Source organism: Actinomyces israelii (assembly GCF_030253495.1).
GTDB lineage: Bacteria > Actinomycetota > Actinomycetes > Actinomycetales > Actinomycetaceae > Actinomyces > Actinomyces israelii.
On the sequence record NZ_CP124548.1, the window covers coordinates 3,532,398 to 3,549,808 of the forward strand.

Sequence of the window (17,411 nt, forward strand, 5' to 3'; positions counted from 1 at the left end):
TCAGGTTGCCGACGGTCGGTGGTTCCTGGGACGATCGCCTGAGTGATCACGGAGCGCGGGGCACTGTGGAGACGTTGGACACCGCCGGCAACCGGGCCCCTCCCAGCCCGCGCTGGGCGCGGGTCTCGATGGTGCTGGCCACCGGGGTCTTGCCTGCCGCGTCGCGTCCGGGGGTAGCGCTCCTGGGGCCGCCCGGGCAGGGGCCTGTTGGTCTCCACCCGCCCCGGAAGCGGCCGGGCGCGGCCAGCGCGTGTCTGAGGCGATTCACAGCGGCGAGATGGAGGGCCTGCCGGTGACAGTCGCGGGGCGTCAAGATGCCCAGGAGTACGTCGCCGGTCGCATCAGCTCGGATGAGTTGGTGGCACGAGCACGCGCCCGCTATGGACTCGACCGAGCCCGTTGACCCGTACCTTGACCCCGAGACAGGTCTACTGAGGAACAAGGTCGGCGCACGTACAAGGGCCACTCTCGACGAGGCCGAGGGCGACCTTTCGTTCGCCCGGCTAGTGCAACTCATGGATCGACCGGTGAGGCCGACCGGAGACCTCGATGAGTTGCGCGCGATCCATCGGCACCTGTTCCAGGATATGGCTGGAACGACTTATACGCCGTCAGGGCCGCAGAGGACCGCTCCCACAGCCGCACATCATGCTGGGACGGCCCTCCAGGTGTAGGTCATCTGGAGGGCTGGCCCAGCATGACGCCATCAGTTGACGACGACGAACAGGGCGGCAGGACCGACTGCGGCCCGCCGACGTATGGTCCCGCCACCTTGGCGGAAAGAACAACCTCGACAGCAAAGAGCCGCACTAGTCAGGCCCCACCAGTAGATCAGTCGGCCATCACCTGCGGGATCGCCTCATCCAGGTACCACGTCCAGAACGCCCGACGAGCCGGCACATCAGTCTCCTCAATCGGCTGCCAATTCAACGCACCAGCAGCAGCACCCGAGCAGCTGTAACTGGTCTCAAGAGAATCCGGGAGAAGCTCATCATCATCTGTGTCGTCATCATCCACAGTATCGTAGTCGGGATTACGATGACAGGCTGAACTTGCTGTGTGTGAGGCCGCATCGGCGACGAAGACCGCGGGTTGGGTGATGGCGTTGTAGTCATCCATCTCGTCGAAGACGTCCATGACAAAAGTCTTCGCACGTCGTTCGGCTTGGCGCACATCCGCCTGCTGGTTGATGAGCTCCTGTGCCAGGGTGAGCATCTCCTCGACCCTGCCGTCTCCTGGGAAGGCCCGGTCCCAAAGATGTTGCACGTGGCGCACACATGCCATCTTCAACTTGGTCCTACGAATACAGGTCGCCTCGTTGTCCTGGGGGTCCAGCATGGCCCTCCAGATCCGCGTGCGGGTCGCCAGGGACAGGATCGCCTTGTCGCTGGCGGCCAGCTCGGCCCGCCCGGCCTCGATCTGACGGTCCACTGCGTCCGTGTCGATCATGCGCCCTATTCTCCTCCGTGCGCCGCGCCCGGAGAAGCCCGACCGCCAACGGTGCTCATCTCGGCGGTCGGCCCGACCCGACGCGACGTGATGGGACGACGACAAGCCGAAAACACAGCCGATCAACCATGCCGGTGGCGACCGATCGATTCCACCACCCCAGCCATATCACCCCAACAAGCGTCAACTGGCCAGCACCTGCGGGATCGCCACGTCCAGGTACCACGTCCAAAACGCCCGACGAGCCGACACATCAGTCTTCTCAATCGGCTGCCAGTTCAGGGCGTTGCTGGCGGCGCTAGCGCAACAGCAACTCGTCTCAAGAGAATCCGGAAGCAACTCATCATCATCCGTGTCATCGCCTGCAGTGTCGTAGTCGGGGTTTCGATAGCAGGCCGAGATTACTGTTTTGGACGCGGCATCGGCGACGAAGAACGCAGGCTGAGTGACAGCGTTGAAATCATCCACCTCATTGTTGACGTGGACGAAAAAACTTTCAGCCTGTCTCTCGGCCTGGCGCGCGTCCACCTGCTGGCCAACGAGTCCCCGGGCCAGAGTAAGCATCTCCTCAACCCTGCCATCACCGGGAAAGGCCCGGTCCCAAAGATGCTGCACACGACGCACACATGCCACCTGCAGCTCGATCCGACGCCGGTATGAGGCCTCATCGTCCTGCGGATCCAGCATGGCCCTCCAGATCCGCGTGCGAGTCGCCAGGGACAGGATCGCCTTGTCGCTGGCGACCAGCCCGGCCCGGCCGGCCTCGACCTGACGGCCCACTGCGTCCATGTCAATCATGCGCCCTATTCTCCTCCATGCGCCGCACCCGGAGAAGCCCGACCGCCAACGATGCTCATCTCGGCGGTCGCCCCGACCCGACGCACCGGCGGCTCAAGGATCCAGGCAGACGCCCGCGCTCACAGGAACCCTGCCACCCCAGCCGGACCCCTACGCCAGCACCTGCGGGATCGCCTCATCCAGGTACCACGTCCAAAACGCCCGACGAGCCGACACATCAGTCTCCTCAATCGACATCCAATTCAGAGCATTAGAGGCTGCACTGGCGCAACTATAACTCGTCTCAAGCGAGTCCGGAAGCAGGTCATCATCATCGTCCGCCTCCCCCGATACGTAGTAGATAGGATCGCGATGACAAGCCGACATCACCACGTGCGACGTCCCATTGGCAACGAGGTATGCTGGTTGGCTAATAGCATCAAAATTTTTCACCTCATTGTCCATCTGGACGATGAAGGCGCCTGCACGTCTGTCGGCTTGTTGCGGGTCCGTCTGCCGGTCGATGAGCTCCTGTGCCAGGGTAAGCATCTCCTCGACCCGCTGGTCTCCCGGGAATGCGCGGTCCCAGAAGCCCTGGACATGGCGGACACACCTCATGTCTAACTCGAGAAAGCGGCGGTATGAGGCCTCGTGGTCCTGGGGGTCCAGCATGGCCTCCCAGATCCGCGTGCGGGTCGCCAGTGACAGGATCGCCTTGCTGCTGGCGGCCAGCTCGGCCCGCCCGGCCTCGATCTGACGGTCCACTGCGTCCGTGTCGATCATGCGCCCTATTCTCCTCCGTGCGCCGCGCCCGGAGAAGCCCGACCGCCAACGGTGCTCATCTCGGCGGTCGGCCCGACCCAATGCGACGGTGGCGGTAGCTCGGGGATCCAGGCAGATGCCCGTGCTCACAGGAACCCTGCCACCCCAGCAGCCACCGGCCCCTACGGGCACCGCCCCCTGCGGGCACTGCCCCCTGCGGACCTCAGTCGGCCAGCACCTGCGGGATCGCCTCATCCAGGTACCACGTCCAGAACGCCCGACGAGCCGACACATCAGTCTCCTCAATCGGCTGCCAATTCAACGCACCAGCAGCAGCACCCGAGCAGCTGTAACTGGTCTCAAGAGAATCCGGGAGAAGCTCATCATCATCATCCGTCTCCCCCGATACGTAGTAGATAGGATCGCGATGACAAGCCGACGTCACCATGTGTGAAGCCCCGTCAGCGACGAAGACCGCGGGCTGGGTGATGGCGTTGTAGTCATCCACCTCATCGAAGACATTCATAACAAAAATTCTCGCGCGCCTCTCGGCCTGACGTTCGTCCGCCTGGCGGTCGATGAGCTCCTGGGCGAGGGTGAGCATCTCCTCGACTCGCTGGTCTCCCGGGAATGCGCGGTCCCAGAAGCCCTGGACATGGCGGACACACCTCATGTCTAACTCGATAAAGCGGCGGTATGAGGCCTCGTGGTCCTGGGGGTCCAGCATGGCCCTCCAGATCCGCGTGCGGGTCGCCAGGGACAGGATCGCCTTGTCGCTGGCGGCCAGCTCGGCCCGGCCGGCCTCGATCTCCCGATTCACTGCATCCATGTCAATCATGACACCCTCCTCATCCGTTGCTCTCCAGCGCCATCCGATCCGAGCATAATATCGATCGGTTGCGTCATGATGTTGTTCAAGGCTTTACCACTGTGCCGTCGGGGTAGAATATCCATGTCCCGTCCGGGTCGGTGACGTACCAGCATCTTCCCTCGTGCTGGGCGAGCCTGCTGAAGTAGCCCGGACAGTCATCGCAGAGCTCCTTCGCTACACCGATGGCCGGCTCCTTGGCCGTGATCGACTCCTGCCGCTCCGCGTGCGAGGCATAGTACTGCCCATCAACCCCATGATCGCTTGCACCGGCGCGTTTGACGGGATGGCCGATCTCCTCCTGCTTGGCGAGGACCTCATCGACATTGGGCTTCTGGAAGCCACTGGGGCGGTCCAGGCTCCAGCCGCTAAGAGTCTGATTATGGTCCGACGAAGTTGCTTTTCTGCGACCCTTTTTTGTATCGGGCAGCCCGTCTTTGGTGTTTTGTGCGCGTTGCTGGGCTTCCTGGGAGCGTCTGATCATCTCGGGGTCGGGGGTCTTGTCCCCGCCGGCGGTCCCGTGTCCGGTGCCTCCTGCGCCGCCGTCGCCTGCGCCTCCGTGTCCTTTACCGCCGCCTGTGCCGCCCGTGCCGCCGTTGTGGCCGGTTCCTGCGCCCCGGCCGCCGCGCGCGCCGTGCGCACTCCTGCTGGCGCCTCTGGCACCTCTGGTGCCGCCGGCTGCGGCCATGGCCGTGGCGGGCTGCCCGGCCAGGGAGGCCAGGCCGTGCTCGGCGGTGGCGGCCAGGTCGTCGATGGCGATCCTGGCCCGCCGGAACAGGTCACCGAGGTTGGAGGATGTGGTCACCACGCTCTTGACCTCGCGTGACAGGCGGGTGGTCCACTGGCTGACGTCGGCCACCAGGGAGGCGATCGCCGCGGCCGTGCCCACGCCGGCGGTCATAATGATCTCCAGGCCCTTGGAGATGAGCTTGCCCAGCACGTCGGCGATCGCGTCGCGCACCAGGTCATGGACCGTCTGGACTATCATCGAGGCCACGCCAAGGCCGGTGGACACCGCTCCTGCCAGGGCCGCCACCACTGACAGGCGCGCCGCGGTGCCGGCCTGGAAGGACTTATACGCTGTCAGGGTCGCTGAGGACTGGTCCCCCAGGCGCACAGTCAGCGAGGTCGTCAGGTCCTGGCTGCAGGTGCCCAGGTGCTCGGAGATGTTTGTCCAGGTCTGGGCGCCTCCGGCTACCGCGCCGGCGTCACCGGTCAGCTCTGGACTGCCGGGCGTGTCTCGGACAGCCCTGAAAGCGGTCTTTCAGGCTGCTTGTCTTGCTGCTCGGTGCTCCTGGTCGGCCTCGCCCTGCGTCCTGTGCCCCAGGGCGGAATGGAGTCGTTTCTAATTGTATTCCAGCTCGACCCAGGAGGCAGTATCCCGGACGGCCTTGCTGCTTGTGGGATACACCATCTGATAGACCCTCTCGTTCCTTGAGGGCGGCGCCCGCCGACTTCTGCCCAGCGCACCCGCCCAGCACACTCCGGTCCTGCCCGTGGAAGCGTTGATCTCATATCTCCCCAGATGCCGGGAGAGCTGCTCGGAGGTGTACTGGCACCCCCGGTCCGAGTGGAATACCGTCTCCTCCTGTCGTGTGCGGGCGCCTGCGGGCCGCCATATCGATCGCCTCGCACAACGGAGTCGGTGCCGCGCGTGGTCGGCCCAGTCGCGTATCCGACCACCTTCCTGGTGCAGCAGCCCGGCAACGGTCGCCAGGTACACGAACCCCTCCCAGGTGCGGATACAGGTGATATCGCCCACCCACTTCACTCCCGGCTGGCTGGCGGCGGGAGCGAAGCGGGTGGGCGACACCCACCTGTACCCGCACCCGGGGAGGAGGGGTCGATCTGCCTGGCGACCGCCCCAGGGCTGCTGCACGAGGAAAGCAGTCGGGGACGCCACTGGGACGACCACGCGCGGCACCGGCCCCTGGTGTGCGAGGCGATCGATATGGCGGCCCGCAGGCGCCCGCACACGACAGGGGGAGACGATCCACCCCGCCCCGGACCCGCGGCACCCTGGCACGCCTCCGCCCAGCTCGCCGACCACCCGGAGGACCACGGAGCTCGCCCTCCGGGCGGGCAGGACCAGGGCGTGCTGGGCGGGCGCCCGGGCGGAAGCCGGCGGGCGCCACCCTCAAGGAACGAGAGGGCCTACCAGATGGCCCACCACCACAAGAAGCAAGACCATCCGGGACACCGCCCCCTCAGGCCGAGCCCGGAACAAGCCCGGAACACACAATCAGAAACAGCTCCACTCCGCCCTGGGGCACAGGACGCAGGGCGAGGTCGACCAGGAGCACCGAGCAACAAGACAAGCAGCCAGAGACACCGCTTTCAGAGCTGTCCGAGACACGCCCAGCAGCCCAAATCGGCGGCTCAGTCCCCGCGAACCTTCAAGGCCTTCCATAGAGGCACCCGTCAATGTCCCCGATCTCAGCAGCCAACCGCACCCAGCGGCAGCAACGTGAACGCACGAAGACCACCGATTCTTCGGCCCTAGCGAACACCTCGGCGGGACCGACAGCCTCACGCATCATGCACCCAATAAGAACAGCCGCTCACTCGCCCTCGCACTCTTCGGCCCGATGGGAACGGGCTGGTAGATCATCACCGGGAGGATCACCCGCATCCTTTGAAGGGGAGCCGGCACGCCGCCAGACCTCCTCAGCCGCATCAGCATCAGTCATCCCCCTCCGCCGGCGGCGCCTCTCCATCTGCCCCTCCGGATACATGAACCATGGCAGCCGAAAAGGAATCACACCCACCAACGCCACCACCATAGACAGCCCCGCAACCACACCAAAAAACACGGTCAAAGGAGCATCATATTGGAAGCCAGCAACCTGCACCAACGACAGACCTCCTCCAAAGGCCAAAAACCCCCCAATACCGGGCTGAATAAGCGCAGCCGTATTGCGCCCCAAACTGAAGGCGCGCCGCATCACGGAGCGGCACATGCCCCCATAACCACTATCCGAGAACATCGCAAACCACCAGCTAACCAGCGACGCACCGCCCAGCAAGAGCGCGCCGCCCCCATACAATACGTCTTTAACCACACTCAACTAGCTACACCGCCACACAGCGACAGCAACCGTCAATGCCACAATTTATGAATCCACCCATTAACTCGATCAGCAGCGCCCTTCCCCGCCCCAGATCCAATGGCGTCACCAACAACGCCCCCGACAATACCGCCAGATGCCGCACCGAACCGGACATGCCGGGCGAAGACGGCTCGAGTAGACAAGGGGCGTTGTCTCGCTGAGAAGCTACACGGCGAGACGCCCCCCTCGCGCAGGCACATGGAGCAGTCATTTGCGGTGCCGACCTGCCCGATGGGAGCGGGCCGGCAGATCATCACCAGGAGGATCACCCGCATCCTTTGAAGGGGAGCCGGCACGCCGCCAGACCTCCTCAGCCGCATCAGCATCAGTCATCCCCCTCCGCCGACGGCGCCTCTCCATCTGCCCCTCCGGATACATGAACCACGGCAGCCGAAAAGGAATCACACCCACCAACGCCACCACCACAGATATCACCGTACAAAAAAGAAAAAACTTCCCAAGAGCAGTCTCTTCACAACCAGCGGCCTCGAAAATGAGCCCGCACCCCCCGAAGGCCAAAAACCCTCCAAAACCAGGCTGGATGAGCGCAGTCGTATTGCGTCCCAAACTGAAGGTGCCCCGCATCATGGAGCGGCACATGCCCCCATAACCACCATCCGAAAACATAGCGAACCACCAGTTGACCAGCGACGCGCCCCCCAGCACCAGACACCCGACACCCCCCAATACCTCTTTAACCATAATTGCTCGCCGTTACATCAATCAATGAAATAAACCGTGGAAGGCCTTGTGAACACCCTTATTCGCACAATCGGCAGCCATCTTTCCTAGACCAGATCCGATAACGCCCCCGATAATACCGCCTACCGCGGCACCAACCGGGCCACCAACACACGCGCCGACCGCAGCGCCCATCTCGACTCCAAGCCAGGCCCCTCCGGCGGAACCGGCGCCCTTCATCGCCGCCCGTGTCACCTTCTCGGTCTCGCCTATGGACGGATTGTGCGAGTCTTCCTTCCACTGCCCGTATGCGTCGGCAGCGAAACTCAACACAGCACTCCCCTTGGTGAGGGCCGGGATGGCTTTCTGCGCCGCGGTGGCGACCTTCGCCCCTGTTGTCCCCGTCACTGAAGCAGGAATCCTCCAGTTCGTGAGATTACCATCGTTAAACGCATTCTTCCAGCTACCAATGGCCATACCCTTATCGGCTGCATGAGAACGCACGATCTTACCATTGGCCAGAGTATGATCGACACCCGGGCGAGTCGAACTCAGGGCAACGCCTCCAGCCAATAAAGCTGCGTCGCTGGCGCGCATAGCGCCCCAACTGGCGACATTCCCCGCCGTCGCCCAACCATCTTCACCTTTCGAGGGGACGAAGTAGCCGCTCACCGTGCTCGACACTGTGCGGACAGCTGGGTTGCCGTCCGTGATTCTCGAACAGGCGTCCGCGAAGTCCTGACGCGCCGCTGTCTCCCTGTCGCGAATGTCGCTGGTGTCGGTCTCCAGGGTGCTGTACAAGGCGACTTTCGCCTGCTCCGCGTCATCCAGACTCGGTTGAACAGGGCCGTAGCGGGATGGCCCGCAGCAGAGCGGCGCAGTACTATCGGGGTCAGTCCACTGAAAGTGGGCCACGCCCTTCGGCTCGATAATAGTCTCCCCGGCGAGCTCCAGCCCTCCCTCGACGGCCCTGCTGCGAATCCCCTCCAGATCCGTCTTGATAGCACTCAGAGCCCACGAGAGATTGTCCAGCGCGGTCCTATAGCTCTCCAGATCCGCCACCAGATCTTCACAGCTACTAACTTGAGAGGTGATCGCAACCGACGCACTGAGCGCCGACTCGCCCTCCAAGTCGCTGGCAATGATCTTGCGCGCGCCGATCAGGTCATCCTCGGCGCTGTCGACATTCGTCTTGATATCGCCGACCGTCTCCGCCGACGTCGCGATATCGGACGGCGTCGCATCCAGATGAGTGTCAATTGACATGACTGCCGACCTCCGTATCCACACCCGCTCCAGCCATTGCCCTCACTATCGTCCGTTGGGGTTCGAGCTCATGCCCGGGTAGGGCGCCCTGACCGCCGGACCAGGGCGCGTCGAGGAGTACGTGGCCCCAGAGGGGTTCGAGCTCGTCGGCGTGGTGGAGTACTGGGGCCTCACGCCTCCGGCGGCTCCCCCTGAGGGCGAGGAGGAGCCTGCGGACCCGCCGTTGCCGACAAGCGGCCCCGAGCCCGTCATCAGGCCCGGTGCCACCGACGACCAGGACGGAACGGTGCTGGCGCTATTCGTATCGGCCGTCGTGATACTCGTGTCGACGGCCCTCAAACTGGTTGCCAGCGACGGAATACCCGACTGCAGCCCCGACAGCGCCGTCTGAAGCCTCGTCACCACCGCCGATGCCGCCGAGGCCGAGTACCCGCATCCCGACGGAGACTCCACCGAATCGCCACTGATACTACCGAGTCGCCACTGATACTATCGCTCGCCGCGTCAATACTCGATACAGCCGATGTCGCCAGATCGTGATCCCACTTCAAATTGCTCGCCATTCGACGGCCTCTCACTCGTCGCGTCACTGCTCGTCGTGGATCGGGACGACACCGATCCTACCACTCGGTCACGCCCAAGTCACGGGCTCCCGCCTCCTCGAAGGCACGATTCAGCCAGCCAGCGAGACGCGCCGCCCCCACAGAGACGCAGCAGACCACCCCCGGCACCCAGGGCGAACCAAGTTGCCGGACGCACCCCCGAGCGGGGACGATAGGCTACCAGCACTCACATCCGAGGAGCCCGACGTGTTCTGGAAACGCAAACGCGACACCCCCGCCTCGCCGCAGGTGGTGACGGTCGAGGACCTGCGGGTCCGGGCGGGCAAGGCGCTCGTGACCGCCGACGACGCCGTGCGCTCGGCCTCCGAGGAGCTGTCCTACGCCCAGGCCCAGTTCGGGCTGTCGGCCACGGACCCCTTCACCGAGGCCCTGGAGACCGCCCGCGGCCACCTGGCCCGCTCCTTCGAGCTGCGCAAGCTCCTGGACGACGACATCCCCGAGACCGAGCCGGTCCAGCGCCAGATGTACGGCGAGATCCTCCAGCGGTGCAATGACGCCGTCACCATTATCAAGAAGCAGGAGTCCGCCTTCAACGCCCGCCGCGGCCTGGAGGCAAACCTGCCGACCTCGGTGGCCGAGACCGCCCAGCGGGCCGACGAGACCGAGCAGGCGATCACCATGGCCAAGACCCTGCTGATCACCCTCCACGCCACCTACCCGGCCGACTCGCTCACGTCGGTCTCGGAGGCCCCTGAGCGCGCCGGCCGCCTGCTCGACGCCGGCCGCACGGCCCTGGACCAGGCGCGCGACTCCATCGAGGCGGGCCAGCACGCCACCGCCGTCGAGCAGGTGCGCATCGCCCAGGGCACGATCGCCCAGGCGGGCGAGCTCGCCGCCCAGGTGACAGGTGCGCGCGAGCGCCTCGAGCGCGCCGCCGCCGACCTGACCGCGGCCATCGCCTCGATCTCCTCCGACCTGGTGGATGCCAGGCGCCTGGCCTCCGAGGTGCCGTCGGCGTCGCTGGACCCGCTGGTGGCCGACGCCGAGGCCGCTGTGGCCGAGGGGCGGGCCGCCTCCGGGCCCGGGGCGAAGGGGGACCCGCTGGCGGCCCTGGACCACCTGGCCCAGGCCGAGGCCGCGCTCGACGACGCCCTGGCCCCGGCGCGCGCCCAGGAGGAGAACAACTCCCGGGCGCGGGCCTCGCTCGGCTCGCGCCTGGCGCGGCTCAATGCCCAGATCACGGCCGTCACCTCCTACATCACCACCCACCGCGGAGCCGTCGGCCCCTCGGCGAGGACGGCGCTGTCGGAGGCCTCCAGGCACGCGTCGGCCGCCACCTCGATGCAGGGCAGGGACCCGTCGGCGGCCCTGGCGGAGGTCGCCCAGGGCGAGCCGCTGGTGGCCCAGGCGCAGGCGCTGGCCGAGGCGGACGTGCGCCACTCCGGGGGCTGGGGCTCGGGCGGTGGCGGCGGCCAGGGCTCGCGCGGCGGGCTCGACGTCGGCTCCCTCGTGCTGGGCGGACTGCTCCTGGGCGGCCTGACCGGCGGCCACCACGACTACGGCGGCTGGGGAGGCCCGAACATCGACCTGGACTTCGACTTCTTCGACTGACCGTGCCGCCCGCGGCCCGACGGCGCAGCCCGCGGGCGGCCCCGTCAAGGCCCGGTCGCCCCCGCTCGTGCGGACCGGGCCGGTCGCCCTCACGAGCCGTGGGAGCCGCCGCCCCGCCGGGGCCGAGCCGCCCGCAGCCGAGCGGACGCGCCGTCGCGGCATCCAATACCGCCATCTCCCCCGAGGAGCCGCCCGCGACCGGGCGCACGCGCCCTCAGCGATACGTCCTTTGGACGCGTTGGGCGGCGCACCGATTTTCTGGGACGATGACCCGGACACTCCGCCGACCACAGACAGACCCGCTCGTGCGCCGCCCCTGGCGGCAGCCGGGCACACAGAAAGGGAGCACCGCATATGGCTGAGAAGCAGTCGATCCTAGGGCGCATCGCCCAGCTGACCCGGGCCAACGTCAACGCCCTCCTCGACCGCGCCGAGGACCCGGAGAAGATGCTCAACCAGCTGGTGCGCGACTACACCGCCTCCATCGCGGAGGCGCGCGACGCCGTCGCCCAGACGATCGGCAACCTGCGGCTGGCCGAGAAGGACCACGCCGCCGACCTGGCCGAGGCCAGGGACTGGGGCAACAAGGCCCTGGCGGCCTCCCGGAAGGCCGACCAGCTGCGCGCCGGCGGGGACTCGGTCGGCGCCGACAAGTGGGACTCGCTGGCCAAGATCGCCCTCACCAAGCAGATCACGGCGGAGAACGAGGCCAAGGAGGCCGAGCCGATGATCGCCTCCCAGCAGCAGGTCGTCGCCCAGCTCAAGACGGGGCTGCAGCAGATGGAGGCCAAGCTCGGCGACCTGCACTCCAAGCGCGACCAGCTCATCGCCCGGAAGAAGACCGCCGAGGCGCAGGTCAAGGTCCAGGGCGCGATCCGCTCGATCAACGTCATGGACCCCACCAGCGAGCTCGCCCGCTACGAGGACCAGGTCCGCCGTGTCGAGGCGCAGGCCGCCGGGCAGATGGAGCTGGCGGGCTCCTCGCTGGAGGCGCAGTTCGCCGAGCTGGAGGCCTCCGGGGCCGACCTCGAGGCCGAGGCGCGCCTGGCGGCCCTGAAGTCCGGCGGGAACAGCGCGCTGCCCGCGGCCTCGTCGCCGGCGCAGATCACCGACGGCGACGACGTCGATGCCGCCTTCGCCGCACTCAAGGCCGAGAACGCCCAGCCCACCGCCCAGCCCACCGACCCCGAGAGGTCCTCCTACTGAGCCGCAGGGCCCTGCCCGATTGCTGAAGTCCCGTCCGGCTCCGCCGGCATGCGCGGCTCCCCGAGGCCTCTGTGTTCTCGGGGAGCCGATTTCGTCGGGGGCTGTTTTCCCGGGGCGCTGTTTCCCGGGAAGCCGTTTTCCTTGAGGCTGTTTCTCCCGCCGATACCGCCGCGCCGGCCGCCGTGCGCTGACCCGATCGGCCGTATGCCCCTGGGGCCGCTAGCATGACGCTATGAGCACCCCCACTTACCTCCTCGTCGACGGGGAGAACATTGACGCCACATTGGGCATGAGCGTCCTGGGGCGCCGGCCCGACCCTGAAGAGCGTCCGCGCTGGGACCGTGTGCTCTCCTTCTGCGACGAGCTCGCCAGCGCCAACGACGAAGGCGCCCAGACCACTGCGCTGTTCTTCCTCAACGCCACCTCCGGACATATGCCAATGGGCTTCGTGCAGGCCCTTATGGCGATGGAGTACCGGCCTCTGCCGCTGGCCGGATCGGGAAACCCCGAGGAGAAGGTCGTCGATATCGGTATCCAGCGGACGCTGGAGGTCATTGCCTCGCGCGTGGAGTCCGGCCGGGGCGCGAACGTTCTGCTCGGCTCGCACGACGGCGACTACATTCCGCAGGTCGAGCGTCTTCTGGATGCCGGCGCCTATGTCGGCGTGCTGTGCTTTCACGAGTTCCTCAACGCCCAGCTGGCAGGACTGGAGGCGCACGGCCTGGCGATCCACGACCTTGAGGAGGACGTGAACGCCTTCACCAGCCCGCTTCCGCGTGTGCGGATCATCCCGCTGGAGGAGTTCGACCCGCTCAAGTTCATCTGACACGAGCTCGCGGCCGGCTCAACGGGGAGGCGCGAGCCCCTTCCTCGCGACGGGTGCACGCGTCCCTCGAGCCGAGCGGGTTGCAGTGCGAGCCGTCGGAGAAGACAAGGGCCCCTCCTTCACCGCCGGGGCTTCCTGCCCCCTCTGCGCCCGCCCGCTCCGTGCCCGCACCGCGCCCGCTCCGTGCCCGCACCGCGCCCGCTCCGCGCCCGCTCCGCGCCCGCACCGCGCCCGCTCCGCGCCGCGTCCTGTCTACGCCGCGCCCATTCTGCGCCCACGACCCCGGAGCGCCCTCGGCGAAGAGCCCCCTCTCGCCGCAGGCGCCGAGGATGAAGAGCACCGCCGCAGCGCCCGCCAGTGCCGCCGCGCGCCGGCAGAAGGCGTGCAGGGCCCGGTTGGCCCGCACCGCTTCGCGCATGCGCGAAGCGGTGCGGGCCAACCGGGCGGCAGGGGCCGTCAGCGAGATGGGAGCCGGCGGTGGACGAGGGGGACGGTGCTCAGCCGTTGATCTCGCGAATGCGCGAGTTGTCGTTCCCCGCGGTCTTGCAGAACATCTTCGCGGACATCTTCGACAATGAGATCATCCCGTTCGACGGGTTTTGGTCCTTCTCCTTGAGAAGAAGAGTGATCGCCTTCGTCTGATCCTTGTCCGACATCTTCATGTACTCGGCACAGGTCGCGTCTCCACCCTTGCTGGCGGCCGAGGAGCAACCGCTCAGCATCGATCCGCACATGATGACGGCGACAACGGCCGACACGACAGCGTACTTCTTATTTCTCATGGTCTTCCTTCTCTCGACGTAATTCTCTCGAGTGAGATCCGGCACTGGCGCAGGAGGCCCGATCTCCATGACACGAATTGAAGCAGTGACAGGATCAGAAGAATATCCACTTGTCATCACCAGGCAGAAGCAGGTAGATTCCGTAAAGGCCGAAGGCGAGCATTCCGATAAGAATCCAGAACTCGAATCCCGCAAAAGACATGAGGTACCCGCAGCCGATGGATATAACCACACAGAGGGCGCCGAACACCTTGACGAATATCCACTGCACGCCCCTGGCCCCGGCCTCAGAGGCATTGGCGATCTTCGCCGCGATCCCGCCGCGCTCCTGCGCCTTCTCCTTCAGCGTCTCCACAATCCAGCCGATCCCGAACAGGGCGGCAACCACCAGTATTCCAGCAAGCCATGTCGGCATCGCAGTTCTCCTTCAGGTGACGAATAGTGCCGCGCAGAGGGTCGCGGCCTCCTTGTGACTCCATTCTCGAAAAATCGCGCCCAATCCTGCAAGTCTTAGAAGTAATACGTCTCCTCAGCATCCCGCGCCTCGGGGCGCGGCCGAAGACCCGGCACCGCCCCGGTCGAGCGGCCGGGCACCAGATGACTGGCTCCGGGGCCGGGTGCGCTGCTGGTCGGGAGAGTGATCATCCCATGCGGCCTTGAGGCGGGCGGATCGTAAAGATGGAAGCCGACCCGGGGGACGGATCATCCCGCGCGGCCTTGAGGCGGGCGGCGCTCTCGGACGCGAGAAGACGCGTGATTCCGCGGTGCAGGCCGTGTGGCGCAGGCAGGTGAAGGCGTGCGCGGGGCGCCGGCCTCCCGGGGCGGCGAGGGCTGGGGGCGGGCGCGGCGCTCGACGTCGGCGCCGGCTCGTCGCGTTTTCGCCGAGATCGGTCCGGTTCCGCACCGAGATCGGTTCACGGGGACTCGCGGGAGTCCCCGGGCCACCACCAAGCCCTCCAAGACTCTCCGGGCCCCGGGAGGCCGGCAGCGACCGGCATCGACCGGCACCGCGCGCACCGCCCAGCCCCGGAGTCAGTCATCTCACGGAGTGCGCCGGAACGAGAACGAGCCTTCACACGGTCCGACCGCCTCCGGCGGGACCGCCTTCCAAGGTGGTCCCGCCGGAGGCGACTGCGGTGTCACGCTCTGCGGATCGGGGTCATTCACCTGGTCCGGGTGAGCGTGAGCGCCGTCGATCCCTGTGCGAGCTCGATATTGTCGTCGTCGACGACCTTCACCGTGAAGCTGCCGCCGGAGCCGAGCGCTCCGGTGACGTCGAGGCGGTAGGAGCCGCCCTCCTTGTAGAAGGCGTAGGTGTCGTTCGGGCTGAACAGGGCGCAGTGCGAGCCGTCGAAGGAGACGACGGACCCCTTCTTCACCAGCCCCCAGGACTCCGTGCCCGTCGACCTCCAGGTGCCCTCAATGGAGAACTCCTTCTTACCGCAGGCGCCCAGGAGGGAGAGCGCCGCCGCAGCACTCGTCAGTGCCATCGCGCGCCGGCGCGAGACGCGTGTCGTCACCATTTGTTCGAGTTCCAGTCCACAGCGTTGTTGATCGGGTCGTTCGAGTGCTTGCTGGAGCCGCAGTAGGACGTCACGTTCATGGTGATTCCGGCGATGTTCTCCGTGCTGAGCTGGCTCAGATCGTGCTCACGAAGCATTTTGCTGAGAACATCGCTCTGCTTGCTGTAATCGAGCTTGTTGTACTCAGCACAGGTGATGCTGCCGGCGCTGGACGACGAGCACGCCGCCAGAGGCATGAACAGGCTGATCGCGATGACGCCCGCCGCCACCCTCAGAAATCGTTTCATGTCAGTTCCTCTCTATTGTAATGCTGCTTCTGCGCCCCGGCCAGGGGCGCCGATCTGAACGGTCTCGGAGTAGTATCCGCAGCCCCGTCCCTTGCCCGCGCCTTCGCCCTCATCGCCATCATCCCCCAGCGGATCCCGACGATGGTGATACCGACAAGCACGCCTGCGAGCGCGATACCGGACATCACGATTCTCCTTGCAATGGAAGACGGCGCCGCACGGGGATATGCGGCTTCCTCATGAACTCATTGTCGGAAAATCGCTCATCCTCCCACAAGTCTCAGAAGTAAGACATTCTCGCCGCCGCTTTGCAGCCCTGTCCGGTGCCGGAGACCCGGCACAGAAGCGCTCGAGCGGGCAGCCGCGCGCCGCCCGCATCGGGACACGCCGCCGGAACCGATCTCGGCGCGAAGCTCGACCGATCTCGGCGAGGGGAAGGGGAGGCGCGTGGCGGAGGGAGGTCACGGCATCGGGAACCTCATATTTGCCGACTGGTTTGTGCGACCGGGCGGCCGGGGGCCGCCGAACGCCTTGTTGTGCCAGTCCTCGAAGCCGATGCGCGCCTCTTGACCAGCGCCGCCTTGAGCGCGTACATGATCACGGTCATGTTGTCCTCGACGCGGCACATCCTCATGTACTCGGAGTTCCTCGCGAAGGAGTCGTCGCTCATGAGTCCCGTGAGCGCGCGCACCTCGACCTGCATCGGGAAGGTCGGGTTGGCGTTCGCGAACGACTCGAGGCCACGTGCCGCGAAGGCGCAGGCGAATGTGATTCCTGCTCTGCCGCCTCTATTGCATCTTCCACGGACAACCGCCCACAGGTCTTAGAGCTAAGACAGGACTCCTCGGGCGCTCCCCGCACCCGAGGCGGCCGCGGCCCGTCCGGCAGGCCGCCATCCGCCGCACGGCCGCGGCCCGTCCGGCACCGCGCCCGCGACGAGCACGCGCCCGCTATGAGCAGCAGACGCAGGGAAGGAGCCCGTCCTCAACCGCCCGGCGGAAGAGATCGACGCGCGAGCACACCGGCCTGCCGACCGCCCGGTACTTGTCGCGGATCCGGCTGACGTAGGTGTTGACCGTGCACGGCGACAGCCCCATCTCCTGGGCGACGGCCGTCGAGGTCGCCCCCGAGGCGTAGCACGCGAGCACCCTGGCCTCAGTGCTCGTCAGGTGCTCCTTGACGAAGTCGCCGTCGGCGTCCAGGGCCGCCGCCCAGTCCACACCGGGAACCGTCTCGCCGCGCGCCGCGGCTCCCACGGCGCTGACGAGCTCGTCCGTGGGAGCCGACTTGCGCACGATCGACAGGGCCCCGGCCTCGACGGCCTCGCGAACGAGGTACGGATTCTCCGCGGAGGTGTACACGACGACGGGATGGCCGGCCTCGAACAGCGCTGCGACATTGGCACGGGGGCTGGAGCCGTCGCCCAGACGCAGATCGAGCACCACCACGACACCTTCCGGGAGCTCGGCGGCCGACAGGCCGGGGAACCACAGAACCTTGTCCGCAACACCGGCGTCGAGCAGGACGTCGTGGACCCCGAGGCCCATGACCTGGTGGTCGTCAATGATCACAACGGCTCGGCAGTCGGCAGCCACCACCGCCACCTCCTCTCACGCGGATCCGGATACGGCGAACGAGGCCAGTATTTCGTCGCAGCACCGCGCCCAGGAAGTACGAGTTCTTATACACTCTGCGGTCTG

The 17,411-nt window shown here is 66.4% G+C and carries 19 protein-coding genes; 5 read left to right on the forward strand and 14 right to left on the reverse strand.

The window, feature by feature from the left end; translation table 11 throughout:
* Positions 1-250 precede the first annotated feature (250 nt).
* Complete coding sequence (locus AIF0345_RS16750) at positions 251-403, forward strand: antitoxin VbhA family protein (protein WP_353962051.1); 153 nt, start codon at positions 251-253, stop codon at positions 401-403.
* Positions 404-831: 428 nt separating this feature from the next.
* On the opposite strand, the gene AIF0345_RS14665 is transcribed toward AIF0345_RS16750, so the two are convergent.
* The 8 genes from AIF0345_RS14665 to AIF0345_RS14695 form a co-directional block, all read right to left on the reverse strand.
* Positions 832-1,449 carry an Imm5 family immunity protein gene (locus AIF0345_RS14665; RefSeq protein ID WP_285296562.1) on the reverse strand — a complete coding sequence of 206 codons (618 nt, stop codon included), beginning with the start codon at positions 1,447-1,449 and terminating at the stop codon, positions 832-834.
* A 183-nt stretch (positions 1,450-1,632) separates the two neighbouring features.
* Complete coding sequence (locus AIF0345_RS14670; RefSeq protein WP_285296563.1) at positions 1,633-2,247, reverse strand: Imm5 family immunity protein; 615 nt, start codon at positions 2,245-2,247, stop codon at positions 1,633-1,635.
* 150 nt (positions 2,248-2,397) lie between these two features.
* Positions 2,398-3,009, reverse strand: a complete 612-nt coding sequence (locus tag AIF0345_RS14675) for an Imm5 family immunity protein (RefSeq protein WP_285296564.1) — start codon at positions 3,007-3,009, stop codon at positions 2,398-2,400.
* 202 nt (positions 3,010-3,211) lie between these two features.
* Positions 3,212-3,826, reverse strand: coding sequence for an Imm5 family immunity protein (locus tag AIF0345_RS14680; RefSeq protein ID WP_285296565.1), 615 nt, complete (start codon positions 3,824-3,826; stop codon positions 3,212-3,214).
* Positions 3,827-3,902: 76 nt separating this feature from the next.
* On the reverse strand, positions 3,903-4,973 hold the full coding sequence (locus tag AIF0345_RS14685) for a hypothetical protein (RefSeq protein ID WP_285296566.1): 1,071 nt from the start codon (positions 4,971-4,973) through the stop codon (positions 3,903-3,905).
* Between the two features lie 228 nt (positions 4,974-5,201).
* The gene (locus AIF0345_RS16755) at positions 5,202-5,918 is read right to left on the reverse strand and encodes a DDE-type integrase/transposase/recombinase (RefSeq protein WP_353962052.1); all 717 of its coding nucleotides are present in this window, start codon (positions 5,916-5,918) and stop codon (positions 5,202-5,204) included.
* Between the two features lie 499 nt (positions 5,919-6,417).
* Positions 6,418-6,918, reverse strand: coding sequence for a hypothetical protein (locus AIF0345_RS14690; protein ID WP_285296567.1), 501 nt, complete (start codon positions 6,916-6,918; stop codon positions 6,418-6,420).
* 771 nt (positions 6,919-7,689) lie between these two features.
* The gene (locus AIF0345_RS14695) at positions 7,690-8,913 is read right to left on the reverse strand and encodes a hypothetical protein (protein WP_285296568.1); all 1,224 of its coding nucleotides are present in this window, start codon (positions 8,911-8,913) and stop codon (positions 7,690-7,692) included.
* Between the two features lie 121 nt (positions 8,914-9,034).
* Here AIF0345_RS14695 and AIF0345_RS14700 point away from each other — a divergent pair, with 121 nt between their 5' ends.
* From AIF0345_RS14700 to AIF0345_RS14715, 4 genes are all read left to right on the forward strand, one after another.
* Positions 9,035-9,304, forward strand: coding sequence for a hypothetical protein (locus AIF0345_RS14700; RefSeq protein ID WP_285296569.1), 270 nt, complete (start codon positions 9,035-9,037; stop codon positions 9,302-9,304).
* A gap of 418 nt (positions 9,305-9,722) precedes the next feature.
* Positions 9,723-11,087 (forward strand): hypothetical protein, encoded by a 1,365-nt coding sequence (locus AIF0345_RS14705; protein ID WP_043563741.1) that lies wholly within the window; start codon positions 9,723-9,725, stop codon positions 11,085-11,087.
* Between the two features lie 354 nt (positions 11,088-11,441).
* Positions 11,442-12,293, forward strand: a complete 852-nt coding sequence (locus AIF0345_RS14710) for a PspA/IM30 family protein (protein ID WP_268918700.1) — start codon at positions 11,442-11,444, stop codon at positions 12,291-12,293.
* A gap of 232 nt (positions 12,294-12,525) precedes the next feature.
* The gene (locus AIF0345_RS14715) at positions 12,526-13,119 is read left to right on the forward strand and encodes an NYN domain-containing protein (protein WP_043563739.1); all 594 of its coding nucleotides are present in this window, start codon (positions 12,526-12,528) and stop codon (positions 13,117-13,119) included.
* A 497-nt stretch (positions 13,120-13,616) separates the two neighbouring features.
* Here the strand turns inward: AIF0345_RS14715 and AIF0345_RS14720 are convergent, their stop codons facing one another.
* The 6 genes from AIF0345_RS14720 to AIF0345_RS14745 all read right to left on the reverse strand — a co-directional run bounded on the left by AIF0345_RS14720 (position 13,617) and on the right by AIF0345_RS14745 (position 17,309).
* Positions 13,617-13,970, reverse strand: a complete 354-nt coding sequence (locus AIF0345_RS14720) for a hypothetical protein (protein WP_285296570.1) — start codon at positions 13,968-13,970, stop codon at positions 13,617-13,619.
* A 25-nt stretch (positions 13,971-13,995) separates the two neighbouring features.
* Entirely contained in the window at positions 13,996-14,316 is a 321-nt protein-coding gene (locus AIF0345_RS14725; protein WP_273168359.1) for a hypothetical protein, read from the reverse strand.
* 748 nt (positions 14,317-15,064) lie between these two features.
* Positions 15,065-15,424: a hypothetical protein gene (locus tag AIF0345_RS14730; protein ID WP_285296571.1), complete on the reverse strand. Its 360-nt coding sequence runs from the start codon at positions 15,422-15,424 to the stop codon at positions 15,065-15,067.
* Entirely contained in the window at positions 15,418-15,711 is a 294-nt protein-coding gene (locus tag AIF0345_RS14735; protein ID WP_273168897.1) for a hypothetical protein, read from the reverse strand. The genes AIF0345_RS14730 and AIF0345_RS14735 overlap by 7 nt, the downstream gene beginning before the upstream one ends.
* Positions 15,712-16,189: 478 nt before the next feature.
* The gene (locus AIF0345_RS14740) at positions 16,190-16,381 is read right to left on the reverse strand and encodes a hypothetical protein (RefSeq protein WP_273168898.1); all 192 of its coding nucleotides are present in this window, start codon (positions 16,379-16,381) and stop codon (positions 16,190-16,192) included.
* A 280-nt stretch (positions 16,382-16,661) separates the two neighbouring features.
* Positions 16,662-17,309: a response regulator transcription factor gene (locus AIF0345_RS14745; RefSeq protein ID WP_285296572.1), complete on the reverse strand. Its 648-nt coding sequence runs from the start codon at positions 17,307-17,309 to the stop codon at positions 16,662-16,664.
* Between the last annotated feature and the right edge of the window lie 102 nt (positions 17,310-17,411).

Bases quoted from the DNA above. Each gene is read 5' to 3' on its own strand.
- AIF0345_RS14675 (WP_285296564.1), bottom strand. From the start codon at position 3,009: ATGATCGACACGGACGCAGTGGACCGTCAGATCGAGGCCGGGCGGGCC.
- AIF0345_RS14710 (WP_268918700.1), top strand. From the start codon at position 11,442: ATGGCTGAGAAGCAGTCGATCCTAGGGCGCATCGCCCAGCTGACCCGG.
- AIF0345_RS14680 (WP_285296565.1), bottom strand. From the start codon at position 3,826: ATGATTGACATGGATGCAGTGAATCGGGAGATCGAGGCCGGCCGGGCC.
- AIF0345_RS14695 (WP_285296568.1), bottom strand. From the start codon at position 8,913: ATGTCAATTGACACTCATCTGGATGCGACGCCGTCCGATATCGCGACG.
- AIF0345_RS14735 (WP_273168897.1), bottom strand. From the start codon at position 15,711: ATGAAACGATTTCTGAGGGTGGCGGCGGGCGTCATCGCGATCAGCCTG.
- AIF0345_RS14740 (WP_273168898.1), bottom strand. From the start codon at position 16,381: ATGAGCGACGACTCCTTCGCGAGGAACTCCGAGTACATGAGGATGTGC.
- AIF0345_RS14720 (WP_285296570.1), bottom strand. From the start codon at position 13,970: ATGGAGATCGGGCCTCCTGCGCCAGTGCCGGATCTCACTCGAGAGAAT.
- AIF0345_RS14715 (WP_043563739.1), top strand. From the start codon at position 12,526: ATGAGCACCCCCACTTACCTCCTCGTCGACGGGGAGAACATTGACGCC.
- AIF0345_RS14725 (WP_273168359.1), bottom strand. From the start codon at position 14,316: ATGCCGACATGGCTTGCTGGAATACTGGTGGTTGCCGCCCTGTTCGGG.
- AIF0345_RS14730 (WP_285296571.1), bottom strand. From the start codon at position 15,424: ATGGTGACGACACGCGTCTCGCGCCGGCGCGCGATGGCACTGACGAGT.
- AIF0345_RS14665 (WP_285296562.1), bottom strand. From the start codon at position 1,449: ATGATCGACACGGACGCAGTGGACCGTCAGATCGAGGCCGGGCGGGCC.
- AIF0345_RS14670 (WP_285296563.1), bottom strand. From the start codon at position 2,247: ATGATTGACATGGACGCAGTGGGCCGTCAGGTCGAGGCCGGCCGGGCC.